Source organism: Sporosarcina sp. FSL K6-1508, from assembly GCF_038007465.1.
In the GTDB taxonomy this organism is placed as follows: domain Bacteria; phylum Bacillota; class Bacilli; order Bacillales_A; family Planococcaceae; genus Sporosarcina; species Sporosarcina psychrophila_B.
On the sequence record NZ_JBBOXF010000001.1, the window covers coordinates 3470715 to 3488276 of the forward strand.

At 39.8% G+C, this 17562-nt stretch carries 18 protein-coding genes; 5 read left to right on the forward strand and 13 right to left on the reverse strand.

Annotated features, from left to right (window positions below; all coding sequences use genetic code 11):
• Window positions 1–436 precede the first annotated feature (436 nt).
• The 5 genes from MKZ11_RS17580 to MKZ11_RS17600 form a co-directional block, all read right to left on the reverse strand.
• Complete coding sequence (locus MKZ11_RS17580; RefSeq protein WP_340795659.1) at window positions 437–1036, reverse strand: YpjP family protein; 600 nt, start codon at window positions 1034–1036, stop codon at window positions 437–439.
• A gap of 270 nt (window positions 1037–1306) precedes the next feature.
• A complete protein-coding gene (locus tag MKZ11_RS17585) occupies window positions 1307–2086 on the reverse strand; it encodes a class I SAM-dependent methyltransferase (RefSeq protein WP_340795660.1) in 780 nt (259 codons plus the stop codon).
• Complete coding sequence (locus MKZ11_RS17590) at window positions 2086–2520, reverse strand: BrxA/BrxB family bacilliredoxin (protein WP_340797042.1); 435 nt, start codon at window positions 2518–2520, stop codon at window positions 2086–2088. Before MKZ11_RS17590 ends, MKZ11_RS17585 begins: the two co-directional genes overlap by 1 nt.
• 284 nt (window positions 2521–2804) lie before the next feature.
• Window positions 2805–3200, reverse strand: coding sequence for a hypothetical protein (locus tag MKZ11_RS17595; RefSeq protein ID WP_340795661.1), 396 nt, complete (start codon window positions 3198–3200; stop codon window positions 2805–2807).
• On the reverse strand, window positions 3184–3660 hold the full coding sequence (locus MKZ11_RS17600) for a helix-turn-helix transcriptional regulator (RefSeq protein WP_340795662.1): 477 nt from the start codon (window positions 3658–3660) through the stop codon (window positions 3184–3186). Before MKZ11_RS17600 ends, MKZ11_RS17595 begins: the two co-directional genes overlap by 17 nt.
• Window positions 3661–4233: 573 nt before the next feature.
• On the opposite strand from MKZ11_RS17600, the gene MKZ11_RS17605 reads away from it, so the two are divergent.
• Window positions 4234–5211, forward strand: coding sequence for a TolB domain-containing protein (locus MKZ11_RS17605; RefSeq protein ID WP_340795663.1), 978 nt, complete (start codon window positions 4234–4236; stop codon window positions 5209–5211).
• A 163-nt stretch (window positions 5212–5374) separates the two neighbouring features.
• Here the strand turns inward: MKZ11_RS17605 and MKZ11_RS17610 are convergent, their stop codons facing one another.
• The 5 genes from MKZ11_RS17610 to MKZ11_RS17630 all read right to left on the reverse strand — a co-directional run bounded on the left by MKZ11_RS17610 (window position 5375) and on the right by MKZ11_RS17630 (window position 11530).
• Window positions 5375–6172 (reverse strand): N-acetylmuramoyl-L-alanine amidase family protein, encoded by a 798-nt coding sequence (locus tag MKZ11_RS17610; RefSeq protein WP_340795664.1) that lies wholly within the window; start codon window positions 6170–6172, stop codon window positions 5375–5377.
• 180 nt (window positions 6173–6352) lie between these two features.
• Window positions 6353–6799, reverse strand: coding sequence for a hypothetical protein (locus tag MKZ11_RS17615; RefSeq protein WP_340795665.1), 447 nt, complete (start codon window positions 6797–6799; stop codon window positions 6353–6355).
• 127 nt (window positions 6800–6926) lie between these two features.
• Window positions 6927–8126, reverse strand: coding sequence for a Bcr/CflA family multidrug efflux MFS transporter (locus MKZ11_RS17620; RefSeq protein ID WP_340795666.1), 1200 nt, complete (start codon window positions 8124–8126; stop codon window positions 6927–6929).
• 374 nt (window positions 8127–8500) lie between these two features.
• Window positions 8501–9631, reverse strand: coding sequence for a conserved virulence factor C family protein (locus tag MKZ11_RS17625; RefSeq protein WP_340795667.1), 1131 nt, complete (start codon window positions 9629–9631; stop codon window positions 8501–8503).
• Window positions 9632–9646: 15 nt separating this feature from the next.
• Window positions 9647–11530 carry an ABC-F family ATP-binding cassette domain-containing protein gene (locus tag MKZ11_RS17630; protein WP_340795668.1) on the reverse strand — a complete coding sequence of 628 codons (1884 nt, stop codon included), beginning with the start codon at window positions 11528–11530 and terminating at the stop codon, window positions 9647–9649.
• A gap of 123 nt (window positions 11531–11653) precedes the next feature.
• Here MKZ11_RS17630 and MKZ11_RS17635 point away from each other — a divergent pair, with 123 nt between their 5' ends.
• The 4 genes from MKZ11_RS17635 to MKZ11_RS17650 are packed head-to-tail and all read left to right on the forward strand — an operon-like array spanning window position 11654 to window position 14350.
• On the forward strand, window positions 11654–12169 hold the full coding sequence (locus tag MKZ11_RS17635) for a LytTR family DNA-binding domain-containing protein (protein WP_340795669.1): 516 nt from the start codon (window positions 11654–11656) through the stop codon (window positions 12167–12169).
• Window position 12170: 1 nt separating this feature from the next.
• On the forward strand, window positions 12171–12599 hold the full coding sequence (locus MKZ11_RS17640) for a hypothetical protein (protein ID WP_340795670.1): 429 nt from the start codon (window positions 12171–12173) through the stop codon (window positions 12597–12599).
• Window positions 12583–13512 (forward strand): ABC transporter ATP-binding protein, encoded by a 930-nt coding sequence (locus MKZ11_RS17645; protein ID WP_340797043.1) that lies wholly within the window; start codon window positions 12583–12585, stop codon window positions 13510–13512. The genes MKZ11_RS17640 and MKZ11_RS17645 overlap by 17 nt, the downstream gene beginning before the upstream one ends.
• Window positions 13496–14350, forward strand: coding sequence for an ABC transporter permease (locus MKZ11_RS17650; RefSeq protein WP_340795671.1), 855 nt, complete (start codon window positions 13496–13498; stop codon window positions 14348–14350). The genes MKZ11_RS17645 and MKZ11_RS17650 overlap by 17 nt, the downstream gene beginning before the upstream one ends.
• A gap of 135 nt (window positions 14351–14485) precedes the next feature.
• Here the strand turns inward: MKZ11_RS17650 and MKZ11_RS17655 are convergent, their stop codons facing one another.
• The 3 genes from MKZ11_RS17655 to MKZ11_RS17665 form a co-directional block, all read right to left on the reverse strand.
• The gene (locus MKZ11_RS17655) at window positions 14486–15832 is read right to left on the reverse strand and encodes a GntP family permease (RefSeq protein ID WP_340795672.1); all 1347 of its coding nucleotides are present in this window, start codon (window positions 15830–15832) and stop codon (window positions 14486–14488) included.
• Between the two features lie 122 nt (window positions 15833–15954).
• Window positions 15955–17109, reverse strand: a complete 1155-nt coding sequence (locus MKZ11_RS17660) for a glycerate kinase (protein ID WP_340795673.1) — start codon at window positions 17107–17109, stop codon at window positions 15955–15957.
• 207 nt (window positions 17110–17316) lie between these two features.
• Complete coding sequence (locus MKZ11_RS17665; protein WP_340795674.1) at window positions 17317–17553, reverse strand: hypothetical protein; 237 nt, start codon at window positions 17551–17553, stop codon at window positions 17317–17319.
• Window positions 17554–17562: the final 9 nt, after the last annotated feature.

The window sequence follows — 17562 nt, forward strand, 5'->3', positions numbered from 1 at the left end:
CTAAGATTTCTATTGGCAAGTACTAGGATTTAAGCTCGTGACTCGAGTACTACGAAGAATGATTGTGGTAGGGATTGTCAAATCATTTTTATTCGTATTCATTGCAAAAGTAATATGGTAAATTCCGCTGCCGTATATATTGTAATCTCTATCAATAAACTAAATGTACAAAGTAAATGAAAGGATGAAAAATTGAAACGAGCACTTTACTATGCAGCCGCTATCGTTATTGGGATCGGATTAGGGATTTTTGCAACTATCATTATGAATTGAGTATTTTTGTATGATTGTTTAAATTGAGCTTAGTCGCTTTACAGAGGGTAGACGGGGCAGACCCGACAGAATTTTTCAAATCAACTCATAAAGTATAATGATAAACGCAAAAAAGCCGAGCATTTTCCAGCTCGGCTTTTCCAATAGTAATCATAAGTATTTTTTAAGATAGCCACTTAGGTGGCGTGTTTTTTGCCCAATAGATGTCTCCGATTGAATGATGAGCTATAAAATTATCATCAGCAATGTGATAGTGGAAGTTGTAGAAATAGCCGTCTTGCGGCCTCTTTTCAGTACGTACATGAAAACGAATAAGGTCTTTTCTATCTTCGATATCATATACATTGAATATTTTTTCGGAGTAGTCTCCTGCGGGTTTTTCACTGATAGCAAGACGTCGTTTATGTAAATCCCCGGAACTTGAAAGCGTCATTTGAATTGCTTCTTCAATTTTCGGAAAAATGACATTGTCAAATTCATCAGCGATTACAGGTCCAACCTTAGTTCCAAATTTCATATAAGATAACTTTTTCGCAGACGTGATAAATAATTCTTCTATAGACTCCGGATTATCTTCTAAACTATCATTCGTTACCGAATCTGCTAATCCAATAGAATAGTCTTCACTTCGCGAAGGACCTACCGAATGTTTCGAAACGTCTTTATCTTGCAAGTTTGTCCAAATTTCATGATTCGGTGAAATGGCACCGAATGTCAAGAGTGCTACGGCAACAATGAGCGTTTTCTGTAACCATTTTTTCATAACATCTCACCCGCAATTATGTGTATTTTTTAAGACGCATTTGTCTATTTGACGAAAAGGTGTTGATAAAGGTTTCTTCTTTCTAACTTTCATTGTACAATAAAAATGAAGATAAATGTTCGTTTTTTTGAAGGAGGTACTCACTGATGGATGTACAATTGTTTATCGGCCTAGGGATGCTTGCGTTGGTCCTATACCTAAGCTCGTTGAATTTCACTCATTAATTTCAATTAACGCCGTCGTCCTCAACTTAGAGGACGACGGCGTTTTTCATTTTTCGATAAAAGCGAAATGGAACTTTGTGTTTGGCCTAATTTTTTGTTCCATATGAAATCGTTTGAATATAGGTGAATCAAACTGGTCTTTTACGACAATACGCCGCTTACATACACGAAGTGCTTGTTCTATCCATTCATCTGTAAGTGAACTATGCAAGCCAGCTTGACGCAGTCGTGTAAAATTTGACGATTCTACAATTGGCGTCTGAAACATCGGGTCCATGTAGACAATATCCCATGACGAATCGACTTGTTGCCTCAAAAACTCAACTGCTTCCGACTGAATGACTTCGATTCGATTCATAGCCTGAACAAGTTGCTCTGATTCTGATGGGAACGAACGAAGACCTTGGTCGGTTATGAATGCGATAGCTGGATCTGCTTCAATGCCAAATACTTTGCCGTTTTCACCAGTGATAAATGAAGCAATAATACTGTCAGAGCCGAGCCCGAGTGTACAATCGAGAAATGAATCATTTTTTTGTAATTGAGTTATGTCGATTAACGGGTCTGTTTCGCCGTTCACTAACCTTTTCAATCTGAACGCTGCAGAATTAGGATGAAAGAAAAACGGTTCATCCATTCCGATACGATAGAAATCATACCGGTTTTTTCCCGCTACAATAACGTCTGATCCATGCGTACTTTGTATCCGGGATACCGATTGTTTTTTACGTTCGACAATCGGAAAACCAAGAATTTCAGATGCTTTTACCGCAAGTTTCAAAGAGTAATCATCAGGTCTGCCTGCGGTCGTGATGACAGTACTCATTACTTACAAACTTGGCCAAGTACTTCTGACAGATGATCTTTAATTTGCTCCATCTCAAAATTCTCGATTTGTTCCCGCGGGATAAAGTACGCAAGCGCCCCATCTTTCCATAGTGCAATTGAAGGTGAACTCGGCGGTACTTCTGGGAAATGATCCCGCATCATAGCTGTCGCTTCTTTATCTTGTCCTGCAAATACTGTCAACAAGTGATCTGGTTTATGTTCGGCTTCCTGTATTGCTTCTCTCACTGCTGGACGCGCAAGACCTGCGGCACACCCACAAACCGAATTGATAACAACTAGCGCTGTTCCCTCAATTGACTTCATCGTTTCTTCAACATCCTCAGCAGTCGTTAGTTCCGTAAATCCATTTTGTGAAAGTTCTTCACGCATCGGTTTCACGATGCCCTTCATGTAATCATCGTATGCATTCATATAATAATCCCCTTTCAATCTATTTAAATAGTGCTTGTTGTAAAAGGTTTTTCCATCTTTCATATTACCTTGTTCTCTGTATTTTTTCACTTAATAGCGACTAAATAGGATGAAATGAGGAATCTATTCTAATCCGCTTTGACGCGTAGGGGACTCCTCTTGCTCAATAAAACTCATCTTGCTAGCTGCTGGCACCTAAACACCGAATCAAGATAGCCCACAAAACAATTAATTGATAGCGCTTTCGGATTGTCTTCCATGCTCTGAAACTAAGTAGGAGTATTTCACGCTTTATTTCTCACGACAAATGTCCTCGAAAGCAATCTAACTAATAGTTGTCCTGTAAATAAAACTAATGCAATAAATATAACTGCGCCTTCCCTTCCTACAGGTTTAAACCAGGCACCTTCATCAAAAATAAAATTAGAAGCCAAAAATATTGATAACAGCCCTGTTATGATATTCACAAAAAAAATATAACGCAATTTAACGTTTCTTGATAATAAACCAGCTACAATTACAAACAAAATAGCGCTCGGAAGTAGAAAAGTAGCTTCTTCATGTTTAATATGCTGTCCATATTCATAGTAATGAAAAAGAAATGGCACTGGAATTAAAGTTACAATTAACCATAATATTTCCATAAAGTCCTTCCCGATAAAGTTATTCCCAGGTTTCATCAGACGACTCCCCTTTGGATAACTCACTTAAACGCATTAAGGCTTCTTGCTCTTCAAATGAGCTATACCATCGATAATTTTTGTCATCTAAGATTCGATAATGTTGACTAATTACGTTTTGTTGCAATCGAAAACTCCCTTTATTATCGATTTCTTGCCACCAAACTCTTCCTCCCATTGACTTATCCCTCGGTCTATCTATTCCATTGTGTGCGATAGTTTCAATGATTTCTAGGGGCTCATCTCCCAAAACAGACTTCAAAATTTCGCTATCTCTGAATAAGGCACATACCGCAATTACATTTGTCCACCCCGATAACATTCTTCCTTTTTCAATTTGGATAAGTGTTTTTTTTGACATCCCCATAATCTCTGCCATTTTTTCCTGTGAATAACTTTTTTCCAACCGAATAAGTCTCATTTTACTAGAAATAAGTTCAATCAATTGCTCTTTATTCATCTATTACTAACTCCCTTTCCAAAAGTTACTTATCCATCCAATTGGTGTAATAGTACACCATAAAGAAATAAGCTTCAAGATTTATTTATTCCATTCACGATGCAATTTTGAAGGAGATCCTTATTTTTATTAAAGTATTGTTAGGTGCGTATGTTGATTTTTATAAGAAAACTACTATTTCGGTCCTCTGTACATTTGCAAATTCAATTAGTGTTTTGCCTTGAATCCGTAAACATTCTCATTCATACCTAATTATTCGTTTTTGGGGGAACATACGTCATAAGAGGTGATTTTATGGCAAGGTTTTTCCATATTCTTATTAGCTTATGCTTGATTTTTCCATCCTTTATTACTTCGGAAGCAAATGCGTCAAGTATAAAAGTAGCGTTTATTAGAGATGGCTATTTATGGATTAAAATCGACGAAAAAGAGCAAGTACTCACGGATGAAAAAGCAATATACCCTTACCCGCCACTTTGGTCTTTCGATGGAAATATGATTCTTTATCAAAAAAAAGTCGTGGAATTAGTAAATGAACATAAGCGGATCTCAAATCAATTGTGGGTTTATGACTTGGAAACAAAAAAGCATTTAAAAATTTTTCATGACGGATTAAACCCTAAATGGTCTCCAACTGAAAATATTGTCTCTTTTAGCGATAACGGTGTATTGAATATATCTGATTTAAAAACATTCTATAATATCGCTTTGGGGGTAAATGATTATGAGTGGCAGCCGGACGGAAAGGGCTTCATCGTCTCTTCAAGTGCTTCGCTTCGACCGGATGGATGGACTAACCCTGTCCTTTACACGATATCAATAGCAAATGGCTATCAAAACATCAGAGATTTAACGAACAATGTGACAAAGTTCTTTGTGATTCCAAACGAGGTAGTGAAAGGTGACGTGAAAGTTCCTTCGATAAATGCAGAATCATTTTCCTATTCTCCAGATAAACAGTGGATTTCCTTTATCGTGACTCCAACGGCATCTCTAGCGATGGACAGTGATATGCTTTGTGTGATTTCTATAGACGGAAAAAAATTTGAAGTTTTAGATGAAGTCATCTGGGAATTCACACCGAAATGGGCTTATAATGAAAACTTACTCGGTTATATTGCCGGCGGCGGAAGAATTGTTTTAGGTTTTAAAAATAAAAATCTAAAAGTAAAGGAAATTCCAGCTTACCACGCAGTAAATCTAACCCCAAAAAAATATTCGGAAATGGATTTTTCATGGGTGAACGACAGTTCGCTTATCGTTTCAAGAGTAAAGGAAAGTGAATGGTCAAACGATGCTGGGAAACGTCCAAAAGCTTCATTATACTTTTTAGCACTAACGGGTCAAAAACAACTAAAAATAACGATGCCGCCCAAAGACAAAGGCGATTATAAACCCGTTTTTTTCCCTTCAATCAATAAAATTACTTGGATACGAAAAAGCGATTTTGCTTCAGCCAAAGGCGATTTATGGGTGGCTGATCCCAATGGTGAGGATGCAAAAATATGGATACATGATATAGGCCTGTACACCTTTTTCCCATCACAGTAATCTGTTATTAGTAGAAACAAGCCGTCTTCCCTGATTGGGAGCAGATGGCTTGTTTTAGTACTTACCATGAAATTGTGATTCTTCCCTAACAGTAGCAACTATTATCTTCAAATTTTACTAGTTATGATTTTTTCACAATCATCATAGTCTCGATGGCACATACTTACTTTTCGTCCACCAAAAGTCCACGGTCAATTGCTACATACAAGAGCCCGATTGCATCAGAATCTGTCAATGTTCCCTTTACTAACTTTTCATGCCATATCGGGGATAATGGGTCATCTGCCATCTTTTCAAGCTTCTTTAAAACGGCACTTGTCGAATTGATAAGTGACTGCGATGATGGTTTATACAATTTATGTGCTCCTTCCTTGAGGGCTAATGTTGGACTAGTTATCGGCTGCAATTTAAAGAATGTAGCCAATCCTTCCGCAATAGCTTCTCCTTGGGCTTTCAAGTATTGATTGTCTCGTAACTTTATTATGTCACCTGTAGAATCCATAAATCCCCCCTCTGTTAAGATTGCCGGCATAGCAGATTCACGCAGAACGTGGAAGTTCGCCCGCTTCATACCCCGATCACTTATCCCCATCGCCATAACAATCCGTGGATGTATAGCACCTGCAATTTCAATTGATTTCGGATTTGCTTTTGGGTTGTCCATTGTATAGGTTTCAATACCGCTATGGTTCCCCCATTTATTTGCTAAGGCATTATGGTGGATAGATGCATATACATCCGCTTTCCATTTATTAGCAAGGCTCGTGCGTGTTTTAAGTGGTACATCTGTTTTCCCGGTCGGATCATCCACACGAAGAATTTCCACATCTTTGTATGTTTTTAATTTAGCTATGGCGTATTTAGCTACTTTATTATTAAATGACCACTCTCTTTCATCATCAGGAGAACGTTTACCTGGCGTATTCAATCCATGTCCCGCATCGATTACGATTTTCACCATTTGTGACACCTCCTTATCGTGTCCTATTAAAAAGTACTGGTTATTTTTAAATTGCCGCGGAAATCTAAAGTACCTTTCTATCTATACTATTCACCCTGCGTTTTTGGATGGCGGCACTTGTCCACTTTCAGACAAATAAGTAAAGGTCACGCTAAATTCGAACATTTTAAAGTGTCCAATTCATTTCATTTCTTTTTTTAGCTTCGCACTGTTAAATGGCAATCCTAATTGTTTTCTGTAAAAGTTGAAATTAAGTTCAACATGGTGCAATAACAGCTTATTTTTATCAAATAACTTTAAACTTTCTTCGTAGTGTTCCCATCTGATGTCTTTTTTTATGGCCCAAATAATTGAATCTAAATCAGGATCTACTAACTCATAGTTTCCCTTGATCACTTCTTCAATTTCAAAAAAAGCTTCTTTTGTAATGCCATCATACCCATCTCCTGGCACTACGGCCGCTACTAGTATTTTTAATAATGGTGTGTACACTTTTCTTAAAATTTCTGTTTTATATTTAACAGCTTCGTTTCGTAACTCTTTCATTATTTGAAAATGATAATTAAAAAAGCTTGTGATGACGATTGTAATTGAAGAACTGATCAATGCGATGATGACTTCTCTCATTGTTCTCTCTCCCACACCTCTATTCAACGGATATATCATTATATTCAGATGGCATAAGAAGGTGTGTGTAATCTGCTGGAGTTTTTTCAAAAAAAGCCGCTTACCCATTTGGATAAGCGGCCGTATATTAGTTTTTTTCGACTTTGCCCCTTGAGAGTCCGAAGTATGCCAAGACTGCAATGAAAGCTGAAGCGAAGATAATGGCACCCATTGGAATTGCGGTCTCTTCCCCAGCAATACCTACAAGAGGTGCTGTTATTGCTCCTAAAATGAAAGGCAATAGTCCAAGTAATGCCGATGCACTTCCAGCAATATGGCCTTGCTTTTCCATCGCGAGTGAAAAAGATGATGTCGAAATGACGCCAATCGAAGCAACGAAGAAGAAGATAGGAACAACGATGGTAATAAGCGGCCCATTCAGTAACACAGCAATCAGCAGCAATGCGCCTGAAGTGATAGAGATGAACAAACCCGATTCTAAAAATCGTTTTTCTGAGACAACACCTGTTAAGCGTCCCACTACCTGAGTCCCAATAATAAGTCCAACTCCATTCATACCGAATAATATGCTGAATGTCTGTGGTGAAACGCCGTATATATTTTGATAAACGAAAGGTGTTCCTGCGACATAAGCAAAAATACCGGCCATGATGAAACCTTGGGCAAGCGCATACCCCATGAATTCCCTACTTTTAAGCAGCGAGAGAAAGTTTTTTAATGTATGAGAGAGTTTACTCGGCACGCGCATTTGTTCCGGCAATGTTTCATCCATTCTCCAAAGGACAATGACAAATAGCAAAAAGCCGATTGCGCTTAAGACTGCAAATACCCCAGTCCACTCAGTAAACGCGAGGATACCTCCCCCAAGAACAGGTGCGAGAATTGGTGCTAAGTTATTAATCAGCATGAGTAAAGCGAAAAACTTCGTCAATTCCCGTCCACTATATAAATCTCGGACAACAGCCCTTGAAATAACGATACCTGCGGCCGCAGCAAATCCCTGCAAGAAACGAGCGGCAATGAAGAACCCGATATTCGGGGAAAATACACATAAGAGTGATGCGACGAAATAGGCAATAAGTGCAATAAGCAAGGGCTTTTTCCGTCCATGGACATCACTCATGGGGCCAAGAATAAGTTGACCTAATCCGATCCCTAACAGACAGGCAGTTAAACTAACCTGCACAAAGGTAGCTGTGGTGCCGAAAGCTTCTACGATTGTGGGGAATGAAGGCAAATACATATCAATTGTTAAGGGGCCCATCGCTGCTAGTGCTCCAAGAAGTAATGCAAATCGTATTCGTTTATTACCTTTAAGTGGTCCCATGTTCACTAACGACCTTTCTATGAATGAAAATAGTGCGTATGTATGTGATAAACTCGCAAAAAAAAAGAATCACAAGTATCCTACTATATCACCAAATAGCTAAAGATAAAAGAGGGATGATTCGGAACGCTAAGCAATGTTAAAAATTATACCTATCATTTGATAATTTCAATTAGCTGTGGCGCTCTTTGCTTGGAAAGGAAGCAGTCCAATCCTTCCAAGCTGGATTGCTTATGACCCAAGCGGCTGGCGCCTGAAGTCTGGACAGAGCTCCAACTCAAAATAATATGTTTTCCCTTTTTAAAAAACGTTAGTGGAGTGTAAGTCTTTCACATCCACTAACGTTTTTATTTTTGATAATCAGACTTGTTACATTATTCTTGTGAACCTGTACGTGCTTTCGTCATTTGTTTCCAAACAGAACCTTGGGCTTCTTCGCCTTCAGAAATTCTTGCTATTGCCATACGGACTTGAAGTTTGACTTCAAACTCCGGATCATCTTCCGCTGCCTTTAAAGCAGGAAGCGCCTTTTCAGTTCCAGTTTCGTATAAGAACATAGCTGCACGCCAGCGTACCAGTTTGTTCTTATCCATCAAAATTTCGATTGCTGCCTGTTCGAACCCCTCAAAACCCAGGTCACTCATGCAGTCTCCGGCTGTACGGCGAACTGCCCAGCTTTTATCTTTCAATGCTTTTTCTACATATGGAATGACAGCGGCGTCTTCGATCATACCAAGATAAACCGTTGCAAGGCGTCGGATTGACATCTTTTCATCGTCAAGTGCACGCTCAAGGAGCGGCACATCTGACATGTCCGGATCAGGGATTTGATCTAGCAGTTGGAATCTAGTTTCCCATTGATCCACCGAAAACTCTTCCAAAGAAATCTTTCTTCCGCGCTGGATACCTTCACTTTGTCCTTCATTTGCCTGACGGATAATGCCTTGCAAGCGTTCTTCTGGATACGCCGCTTCAATTTCCTGTATCACGGTCTCACCGATTTCAACTTTTTCTCCGTAACGAATGCCATAATCTGCCCATTTACGAAGCAAGATATAATTTTCCACTTCACGTCCATGGACATTTTCCATCGCCTGCGTAAAGCGTTCACTTAGGCCAAATCGTTCTTCAGAAATACTATCAAATACCTTCACTTGAAGAGGGATATCTTTGTAGGTTTGAACGTGTACGTAAACTTCCCCGTAGCTATCGTCAAACTCATTTGTAGTTTCTGTCTGTGTACTTTGCTCTTCATTAAAAACGGCTTGGACGTCTGCAAGAATGGATTCCCACGCGACATTGCCAATTCGCTCGACTGCCATGAAGTTCATGACATGATAAATTCCTTTTACGCCATTAATACTCAATAATGCTGAGGCTGGATAGGATGCTGTTTCCGCGTCGTTTTTTTTATAATTATGACTAGTACCTTTAGGTAACTCCGTGTCGAGTACAATTTTCATGGAGTTGGGACTTGGTGTCGGTTCAATTGTTACTATTTTCAAGTGTATTTTCCCCTTTCATTGGGACTTATTCAATTCTTGTAAAAAAGACCAGCGTTCAATAAGTGTTTCGTATTTACTATTTACCTCGTCAAGTGTTGCCGTAAGTTCCCTCAGTTTATCGTAATCGGAGCCGGTAGATGCCATTTCTGCTTCCGTCGATTCAATCAGTTTTTCTACTTTTTCGATGTCCGACTCAATTGTTTCGTATTCTTTCTTTTCAGCATAGGACATTTTCTTTTTTTGTTCCTGTTGAACTGGCTTTTCTATTGCAACGATTGGCTCGTGAACCAATTTTTCTTTAGGCACATAGGTTTCAAGGAAATCAGAATAAATACCAAACCAGGTGTCTATATCGCCTGAGCCATCCATCACCCATAGTTTTGTCGACGTGCGATCTAAAAAGAACCGATCATGGGAGATTGTGATGACAACGCCTGGGAATGTATCAATGAACGTTTCAAGAACAGAAAGGGTCTCAAGGTCGAGATCGTTAGTCGGTTCATCTAACAGCATGACGTTTGGTTGCTCCATTAGCAGTTTCAATAAATAAAGTCTTTTGCGCTCACCGCCTGATAATTTACCAATAGGTGTCCCGTGTGCTTGTGTAGGAAATAAAAAACGCTCCAACATTTGAGAAGCTGAAATGCGAACACCATCAGCATCTTCAATATCATTCGACGTATCTCGAATATATTCGATAATTCGTTTTTTCTCATCCATTATTGGTGTGTGCTGTTGGAAATGGGCTATCTTAACTGTAGTTCCTTTGTCGATATATCCGCTATCCGGTTCGCTCTCTCCAGAAAACATATTCAATAACGTTGTTTTGCCTGCTCCGTTAGGTCCAACAACTGCTATGCGATCACCTGATTGTAGAATGCATGAGAAATCATCAATAACTTTTCTGCCGCCGAACGACTTCGAAATGCCAACCGCCTCAATTACTTTCTTACCCAGTCGTGTCGACTTAAGCGCGACGTCCATTTCTCCACCCGTGTCTTCTTTTTTAACTTTCTCCGCTAGTTCATCAAAGCGGCCAATCCGTGCTTTTTGCTTTGTCGATCTCGCTTTCGCACCTCGTCTGATCCATTTCAATTCAGACCGGTATCGATTGCGTAGCTTATCATCCGACGCCGCAGCCATTTCTGCGCGAATGGCTTTCGATTCAAGATAATTTCCGTAATTACCTGTATGTGAATATAATGTTTTATCTGCAAGTTCATAGATATTGGTAGATAATTCATCTAAAAAGTAACGGTCATGGGTAACAAAGATAACCGCTCCTTGTTCATTTTTCAAGTAGTCCGACAGCCACATAATTGAATCTACATCGAGATGGTTTGTCGGTTCATCCAGCAACAAGAGATCAGCAGGCTCAATCAGTACTTTTGCAAGTGTAACCCGTTTTTTCTGTCCGCCTGAAAGCTCGCCCATCTTCTTATCAAACGTTTCAATGCCAAGTTTCGATAAAATCGTCCTTGCTTTTGAGTTTATATCCCAACCGGATAGATCGTCCATCTGGTTTTGAAATTTCGAGTATTGGTCCTGATTTAGTGTAGACTCCGGATTTGCTGAAAGTGCTTGAAGTGCGTTTTCATACTCCAAGTTGACCTTGATAATCGGGGCATCACTCATGAACACCGTTTCCATCACTGTAAGTTCTGGGTCGACTTCAGGTTCTTGAGGCAAATAAACAATCCGGTATCTATTCGGATGATCGGTCGAAATCGAATCTGCTTCTTCGATTCCTGCGATGATCGATAACAACGTCGACTTACCTGTTCCATTGATGCCGAGCAAGCCGACTTTCTCACCGCTCACGACCGTAAACGCTATATTTTTGAACAATGTTTTCTCCCCAACGGTCTTCGTAAGGTTTTCTATAATCAATTGACTCATGACAACACTTCCATTTCTAATGTCTACCTCGTACTATCATAGCCGATTTAGCATGCTTTTTAAAAGGGTATTGTACTATCCATGCAACTTAACATAAGAAAAATGCATGTTACATGAGAAGTATTGTTTCAAAACCCACAAAATGGTACGATTCCATCAATCGTCTTTCCGCTAAAGGATGTGGTCATTATTCATTTGAAGGTTCATGAATCAGAAGAATACAACGAAGTTGAAGTCATTATAAACTGTCGACAAATCGATGACCGGCTTAGACGGTTAATCGAACAAATAAAACAAATGACAACCTCAATAACCGGGACAAAAGATGGGCGAACATATTCCCTTCCTATCGATGGCGCATATTATATCGAATCCATCGATAATCGTTCTTTTCTTTACAATGAAAAAGACGTCTACGAAACTGATTTAAAACTGTATGAGATTGAGAAGATGTTGACAGGAACTCATTTTATCCGCATTAGTAAAAACTTAATTGTGAATACGTTGCACATTGAAAGCGTCCGAGCTTTGTTCAATGGAAAGTTTGAAGCCACTTTGACGAATGGAGAACTAGTAATTGTAAATAGACATTACGTTAAGTCCTTCAAAGAAAAGTTTATATTGCGGGGTGGAAATTAATATGGATGGATTCAAACATTATATTTCAACAGGTTGTATTTCGTTTACATTCAGTTGTATCTTCTATTTTTCATTTAGTTTCTTGAATTTATTTCCACCTATGGATGAACGAATGGTCGTCAATATGTTGGTTATCTCAATTGGCATCATGTGTTTAATTTTCGTTACACATTTGTTGCCCATCCGAAACTTTTTGCTGTTCCGATTACTTGAATTTGTTGACGTTATAATTGTTCTACTAGTAGCCGGCTTCGTTTTCGACATGTTTCCATTCAGTTGGTCTACTCTAGCATTTGTTGTCATAATTGGTTTCCTGACGTATATCGTGGTAATTTTTATGATTTTTATGGGCAATCAATCCAGTGCAGTGCAAATAAATTCCGTTATTGCGCGTGGAAAAAGGAGTGATTTAAATAAACAAGATAATTGAAGTGCAAAGATTGTCAAAGTCATACGGGAAAGTAAAGGCTGTTAACGATATCAGTTTCTACGTAGAGGAAGGTGCACTGTTCTCTTTTTTAGGAACAAATGGTGCGGGGAAATCTACAACCATTTCAATTTTATTGACACTCTTAAAGCAGGACTCAGGTCTTGTAAATGTAAATGGCTACATTGTCGGCAAACATGACCAAGCCATTCGAAAAGAAATTGGCGTTGTATTTCAAGAAAGTCTACTAGACCCTCTGTTAACCGTAAAAGAGAATTTAGCTATCCGGGGATCATTTTATGGGATGACTCGGAAAGAACGTAACGCTAGGATTACTCGGGTTATGGAGATCGTGGATATACAGTCTATTTCAAATCGTCTTTACGGGAAATTATCAGGTGGACAACGTCGGCGAGCGGATATTGCACGTGCGCTCATTCATAAACCGAACATCTTAATACTGGACGAACCGACAACGGGCCTTGATCCACAAAGCCGAAAAAACATTTGGGAAACGGTTTTGCAACTTCAAAAAGAAACAGGCATGACTGTATTTTTAACAACACATTATATTGAGGAAGCAGCCAATTCCGATTATGTGGTTGTGATGAAAGAAGGAAACGTTATTGCGAAAGGAACTCCTGAACAATTAAAAAATGAATATTCCACTGATTTACTGACGATTTTAACAGATAAGGAAATTGAATTAAGCCGTGTGCTCGCTGAGGATGGAGTGGTTTTCAAAATTGAAAAATCCCTATTTTCACTCCCACTTGTGCATACGAAGGATGCTATCCCACTTCTAGAAAGATTTGCTCCTTTTATCAGCTCGTTTGAAGTAAGAAAGTCAAGCTTGGACGATGTATTCATCGCCATCAATGGAAAGGGCGTGAATCAAGATGATGGCATTCGCTAAACGAAATATTTTATTGTATTTTAGGGATAAAACGACAGTTTTTTTCTCTCTTCTTGCAGTTATTATATTAATCACTCTTTACTTTTTATTTTTAGGTGACATGACTTCCAAAGGGCTGCCCGACTTTCCTGCAAAAGAAGCATTGCTTACTTCATGGTTCATCGCGGGAATCCTAGCGGTAACTTCTATGACAACAACCCTCGGATCATTTGGCATCTTAGTTGAAGATCGTGCAAATAAAACATACATGGATTTTTATTCTTCCCCTATTGCACGTGCGAAATTGGTTGGCGGTTATATTATCAGCGCGTTAGTTGTAGGTTTCATTATGTGCATGATCACGCTCATTGCTTCAAATGTGTTTCTCTACGTTTCCGGAGAAGCTGTGCTGTCATTTGGTAAAATGATAGAGGCGGGTGGTGTAGTTATTTTATCCGTTTTGGCGAGCGGATCGATGGTGCTTCTATTGGTTTCCTTTTTCAAAACGTCAAATGCATTTGCTGCGGCAAGTACAGTCATCGGAACACTGCTTGGCTTTTTAGCAGGCATCTACATTCCGATTGGCGGTTTGCCAGAGTACATACAAGCAGTCGTCAAGCTTTTTCCTGTTTCCCATTCGGCTGCCCTGTTCCGGCAATTGTTGATGGAAGGACCCCTTCTAGATGCCTTTTCAAATTCTCCAGCGGAAATGAAGCAAGGATTTAAAATTGATATGGGTATGCTCTACGAAATCAATGGTACACAAACTTCCAAGTTATTTAGCATCCTCTATCTTTGTGTTACAACGCTACTTTTTTTTGGACTTTCACTGCTCGTTATGAAAAGAAAAAGTAAATAAGCTTGCAAATGCTAGTTGGAGAAGACTACCTCCTTAGCACTTGCAAGCTTTTATTTTTTTCTTAATTCACAAGGAGGCTCGTTATTCCTTTTGGTTCTCAGTAAGCGTCGTGGAATTTGTCTTCCATCTCTTGCTCTACACAAGAACCATCCAAAGCAGCATTGTAACTACAATCGTTATTACACCTTGTAATAGCGTCGCCATCGTTTGTGCTTTATAAGCATCCGTCACTGTCATGCCGCTGAATTGTGTAACGACCCAAAAGAAACTGTCGTTTACGTGGCTCACTGTCATTGCACCGGCACCGATCGCCATGACAACAAGCGCAAGTGGGATGGCTCCTTCAATACCCATCGCAGGTAATAGCGGCGCTACTAATGTCGATGTGATAACAAGTGAAGCGGTTGAAGAACCTTGGGCGGTTTTCAATGCCGCTGCGATGATAAAAGGAATGAGCAGGAACAATGCACCGCCTGCTAACGCGTCCATATTCATGTTTGCGATAAGATCTGCAACACCTGAATTTGAGATAACTTTTCCGAACGCTCCTCCTGCCCCAGTGATAAGAAGAATCGGAGCAGCTTCCTTCAATGCATCGCCTATCCAACCTGATAGTGTTTCCTCATTCAATTTAGGAAGTAATAAAAATGCTGCCAATACACCGAATAAAAGTGCAACAGTTGGTGCTCCTAAAAAGCGCAGGAAGTTAATAAAAGCAGTGTCTTCGCCGGTAAGAGTCGCTACCGATCCAATACCAATCAACACTATCGGTAAGACTATCGGCAAGAATGCTTTGAAAGTCGAAGGCATTTTTCCAAATGATTTCACTATCTCTTCGTAATTTAACCCACCTTCTTCTGCATCTTCTGGCACTTCAATTTTTGACGCTACTTTAACTGCCCAAAAATAACCGACAATGACCGCTGGGATCGCGACGAAAAGTCCAATTAAAATAATGGTCCCTAAATAATTTTCTGCCCCGATATTACCGGCAGCAGCAATTGGTCCAGGTGTCGGCGGAACTAATGTGTGTGTCGCATACAATCCAGTTGCGAGGGCAACTGACATCGATGCAATTCCCACCTTCGCCCGTTTTGCAAGAGCTTTTTTCAAGCTTGATAATATAATGAACCCAGAATCACAAAAAACTGGAATTGACACGATATAACCGATGATTGACATCGCCAGCTGAGGACGCTTTTCACCAATTACTCGTAAAACTACTTCCGCCATTCTATATGCCGCACCCGATTTTTCTAGAATGACGCCAATAATAGTACCCGCGACAATGACAATTCCAATCGACTTCATCAATCCGCCGAATCCGTCATTTACGTTATCCACCACTGTGAGTAGCGGCATACCCGAAGCTATTCCAACAAAAAATGCCCCGAGTAATAAAGATAAAAATGGATGAACTTTGAAAACAGCAGTCAACACTACAACGAGCACGACACTAATAGCAATAACCGCAAATAACATCTCTGCACCCCTTTTTTAGTAAAAACAATTAAGTCTCGGTGTGATTGCGTTCAGATTTTGAATTGAGCTTGTGCCTGCAAGATGTGGTGAAGGTTGCCTTTCCGCTCCCTTCAAATCGCCGCTTATAAAAGCGGAAGACTTCTGTTGAATGAAGATAAGTAATTTCCCATTACCTTTTTCGTTTTTACTCTTAAATAATGACTTGCATGTGCAATTGAATCTTGGGAAGAGATCGTACCATCTGCAACTGCATGCAATTCGTTGAACATAGGTGCCAATAGATCCCAACTCTCTTCGTCAAGCGCGCCTGAAATAAGAATGACGGGCTTCCCACGCCTGTGAGCTGCTTTTGCAATACCGAATGGTGTTTTCCCTGATAAGGTCTGACTATCCGTTTTACCTTCACCTGTAATAATTAAATCTGCATCAGTTATTTGTTCATCGAATGAAATTGCATCCAACACAACGCTGATACCCTGTTTCATTTCACCGGGAAAGAAAGCTTGAAATGCCCCACCTGTTCCACCTGCCGCACCCGCCCCTTTTTTTCCATGAAGTGAAATCCCTGTTAGTTGATCTACTACATTGGCCAATCTTGTCAAATTTCCTTCGAGTACTTCTACTACAACAGGTGAAGCCCCTTTTTGTGGACCAAAAACAGCGGAAGCACCATTAGAACCAATGAAAGGATTACTTACATCACATGCAATTAGGAAGTTACTTTTTAAAATCCGTTCATCAAAATGAAGCATGTTGATTGCATGAAGATCACCTAATGAGCCTCCGCCTCTTGGCAATTCAACACCGTCCTTATTAGTAAAACTCATTCCGAGCGCCTGCAACATTCCAACCCCACCGTCGTTCGTCGCACTTCCGCCGAGCCCGATAATAAAATTACGCAAGCCTGCATTAAGTGCATGAACAATTAACTCACCGGTGCCATATGTCGACGTAACGAGCGGGTTTCTTTCGTCATCATGTAGAAGCAACAATCCGGACGCTTCTGCAATTTCAATGACGGACGTTTTTTGATCACCAAGAACGCCATACCCCGCCTCGATTTCTCGACCGAGTGGATCTTGCACAATGACAGATACAATCTTTCCACCGGTAGCATCAACCAAACTAGTCATTGTCCCTTCCCCACCATCAGCCGCAGGAAGCATAACTGTCTCGATAAAGGGATTTGCATCATGAATACCCGCTACCATCGCTTGGGTGGCTTGTAAAGCAGTCAAACTACCTTTAAATGAATCTGGTGCCACAACAACTTTCAAAAATACATCTCCTTTAAGTAAAGCGCTTATAAAGATTATAGTAGTAATATTCCGTTAATATATCATACTAGAAGTGGCTGCCATCCTTCTAACTTTCACGATACAGTTTTATTGAAAATCGCCCTTTAACTAAATGATTAATAAATTACCATATCAAAATCCCCTTAAGTTATCCATTACCTAAGAGGATTTTCACGTTATATCAATTCAATTTTTCTCAATCACCGTTCTCCCCCCAGCGTAGAGCCCGCTTGCTGATAAACCCATCATTAACCCAACGAGAATACCCGCTTTTACATCTTCAGGATAGATATAAATGATGCCTCCTACAATCCCAAAGATGAGAGCCATGATTGGTAATAAGCGCCTTGGCATCCCATACATCTTTAACAACTCCACGATTCCGATGATAAGCGGAATTAAAACGACATCATAGATTTCCAACGTTTCTCC

Coding starts and splice junctions, on each gene's coding strand:
- MKZ11_RS17585 (WP_340795660.1), bottom strand. CDS start 2,086: ATGAGTACTGTCATCACGACCGCAGGCAGACCTGATGATTACTCTTTG.
- MKZ11_RS17620 (WP_340795666.1), bottom strand. CDS start 8,126: ATGGGACCACTTAAAGGTAATAAACGAATACGATTTGCATTACTTCTT.
- MKZ11_RS17615 (WP_340795665.1), bottom strand. CDS start 6,799: ATGAGAGAAGTCATCATCGCATTGATCAGTTCTTCAATTACAATCGTC.
- MKZ11_RS17650 (WP_340795671.1), top strand. CDS start 13,496: ATGATGGCATTCGCTAAACGAAATATTTTATTGTATTTTAGGGATAAA.
- MKZ11_RS17655 (WP_340795672.1), bottom strand. CDS start 15,832: ATGTTATTTGCGGTTATTGCTATTAGTGTCGTGCTCGTTGTAGTGTTG.
- MKZ11_RS17610 (WP_340795664.1), bottom strand. CDS start 6,172: ATGGTGAAAATCGTAATCGATGCGGGACATGGATTGAATACGCCAGGT.
- MKZ11_RS17640 (WP_340795670.1), top strand. CDS start 12,171: ATGGATGGATTCAAACATTATATTTCAACAGGTTGTATTTCGTTTACA.
- MKZ11_RS17595 (WP_340795661.1), bottom strand. CDS start 3,200: ATGAAACCTGGGAATAACTTTATCGGGAAGGACTTTATGGAAATATTA.
- MKZ11_RS17590 (WP_340797042.1), bottom strand. CDS start 2,520: ATGAATGCATACGATGATTACATGAAGGGCATCGTGAAACCGATGCGT.
- MKZ11_RS17580 (WP_340795659.1), bottom strand. CDS start 1,036: ATGAAAAAATGGTTACAGAAAACGCTCATTGTTGCCGTAGCACTCTTG.
- MKZ11_RS17600 (WP_340795662.1), bottom strand. CDS start 3,660: ATGAATAAAGAGCAATTGATTGAACTTATTTCTAGTAAAATGAGACTT.
- MKZ11_RS17630 (WP_340795668.1), bottom strand. CDS start 11,530: ATGAGTCAATTGATTATAGAAAACCTTACGAAGACCGTTGGGGAGAAA.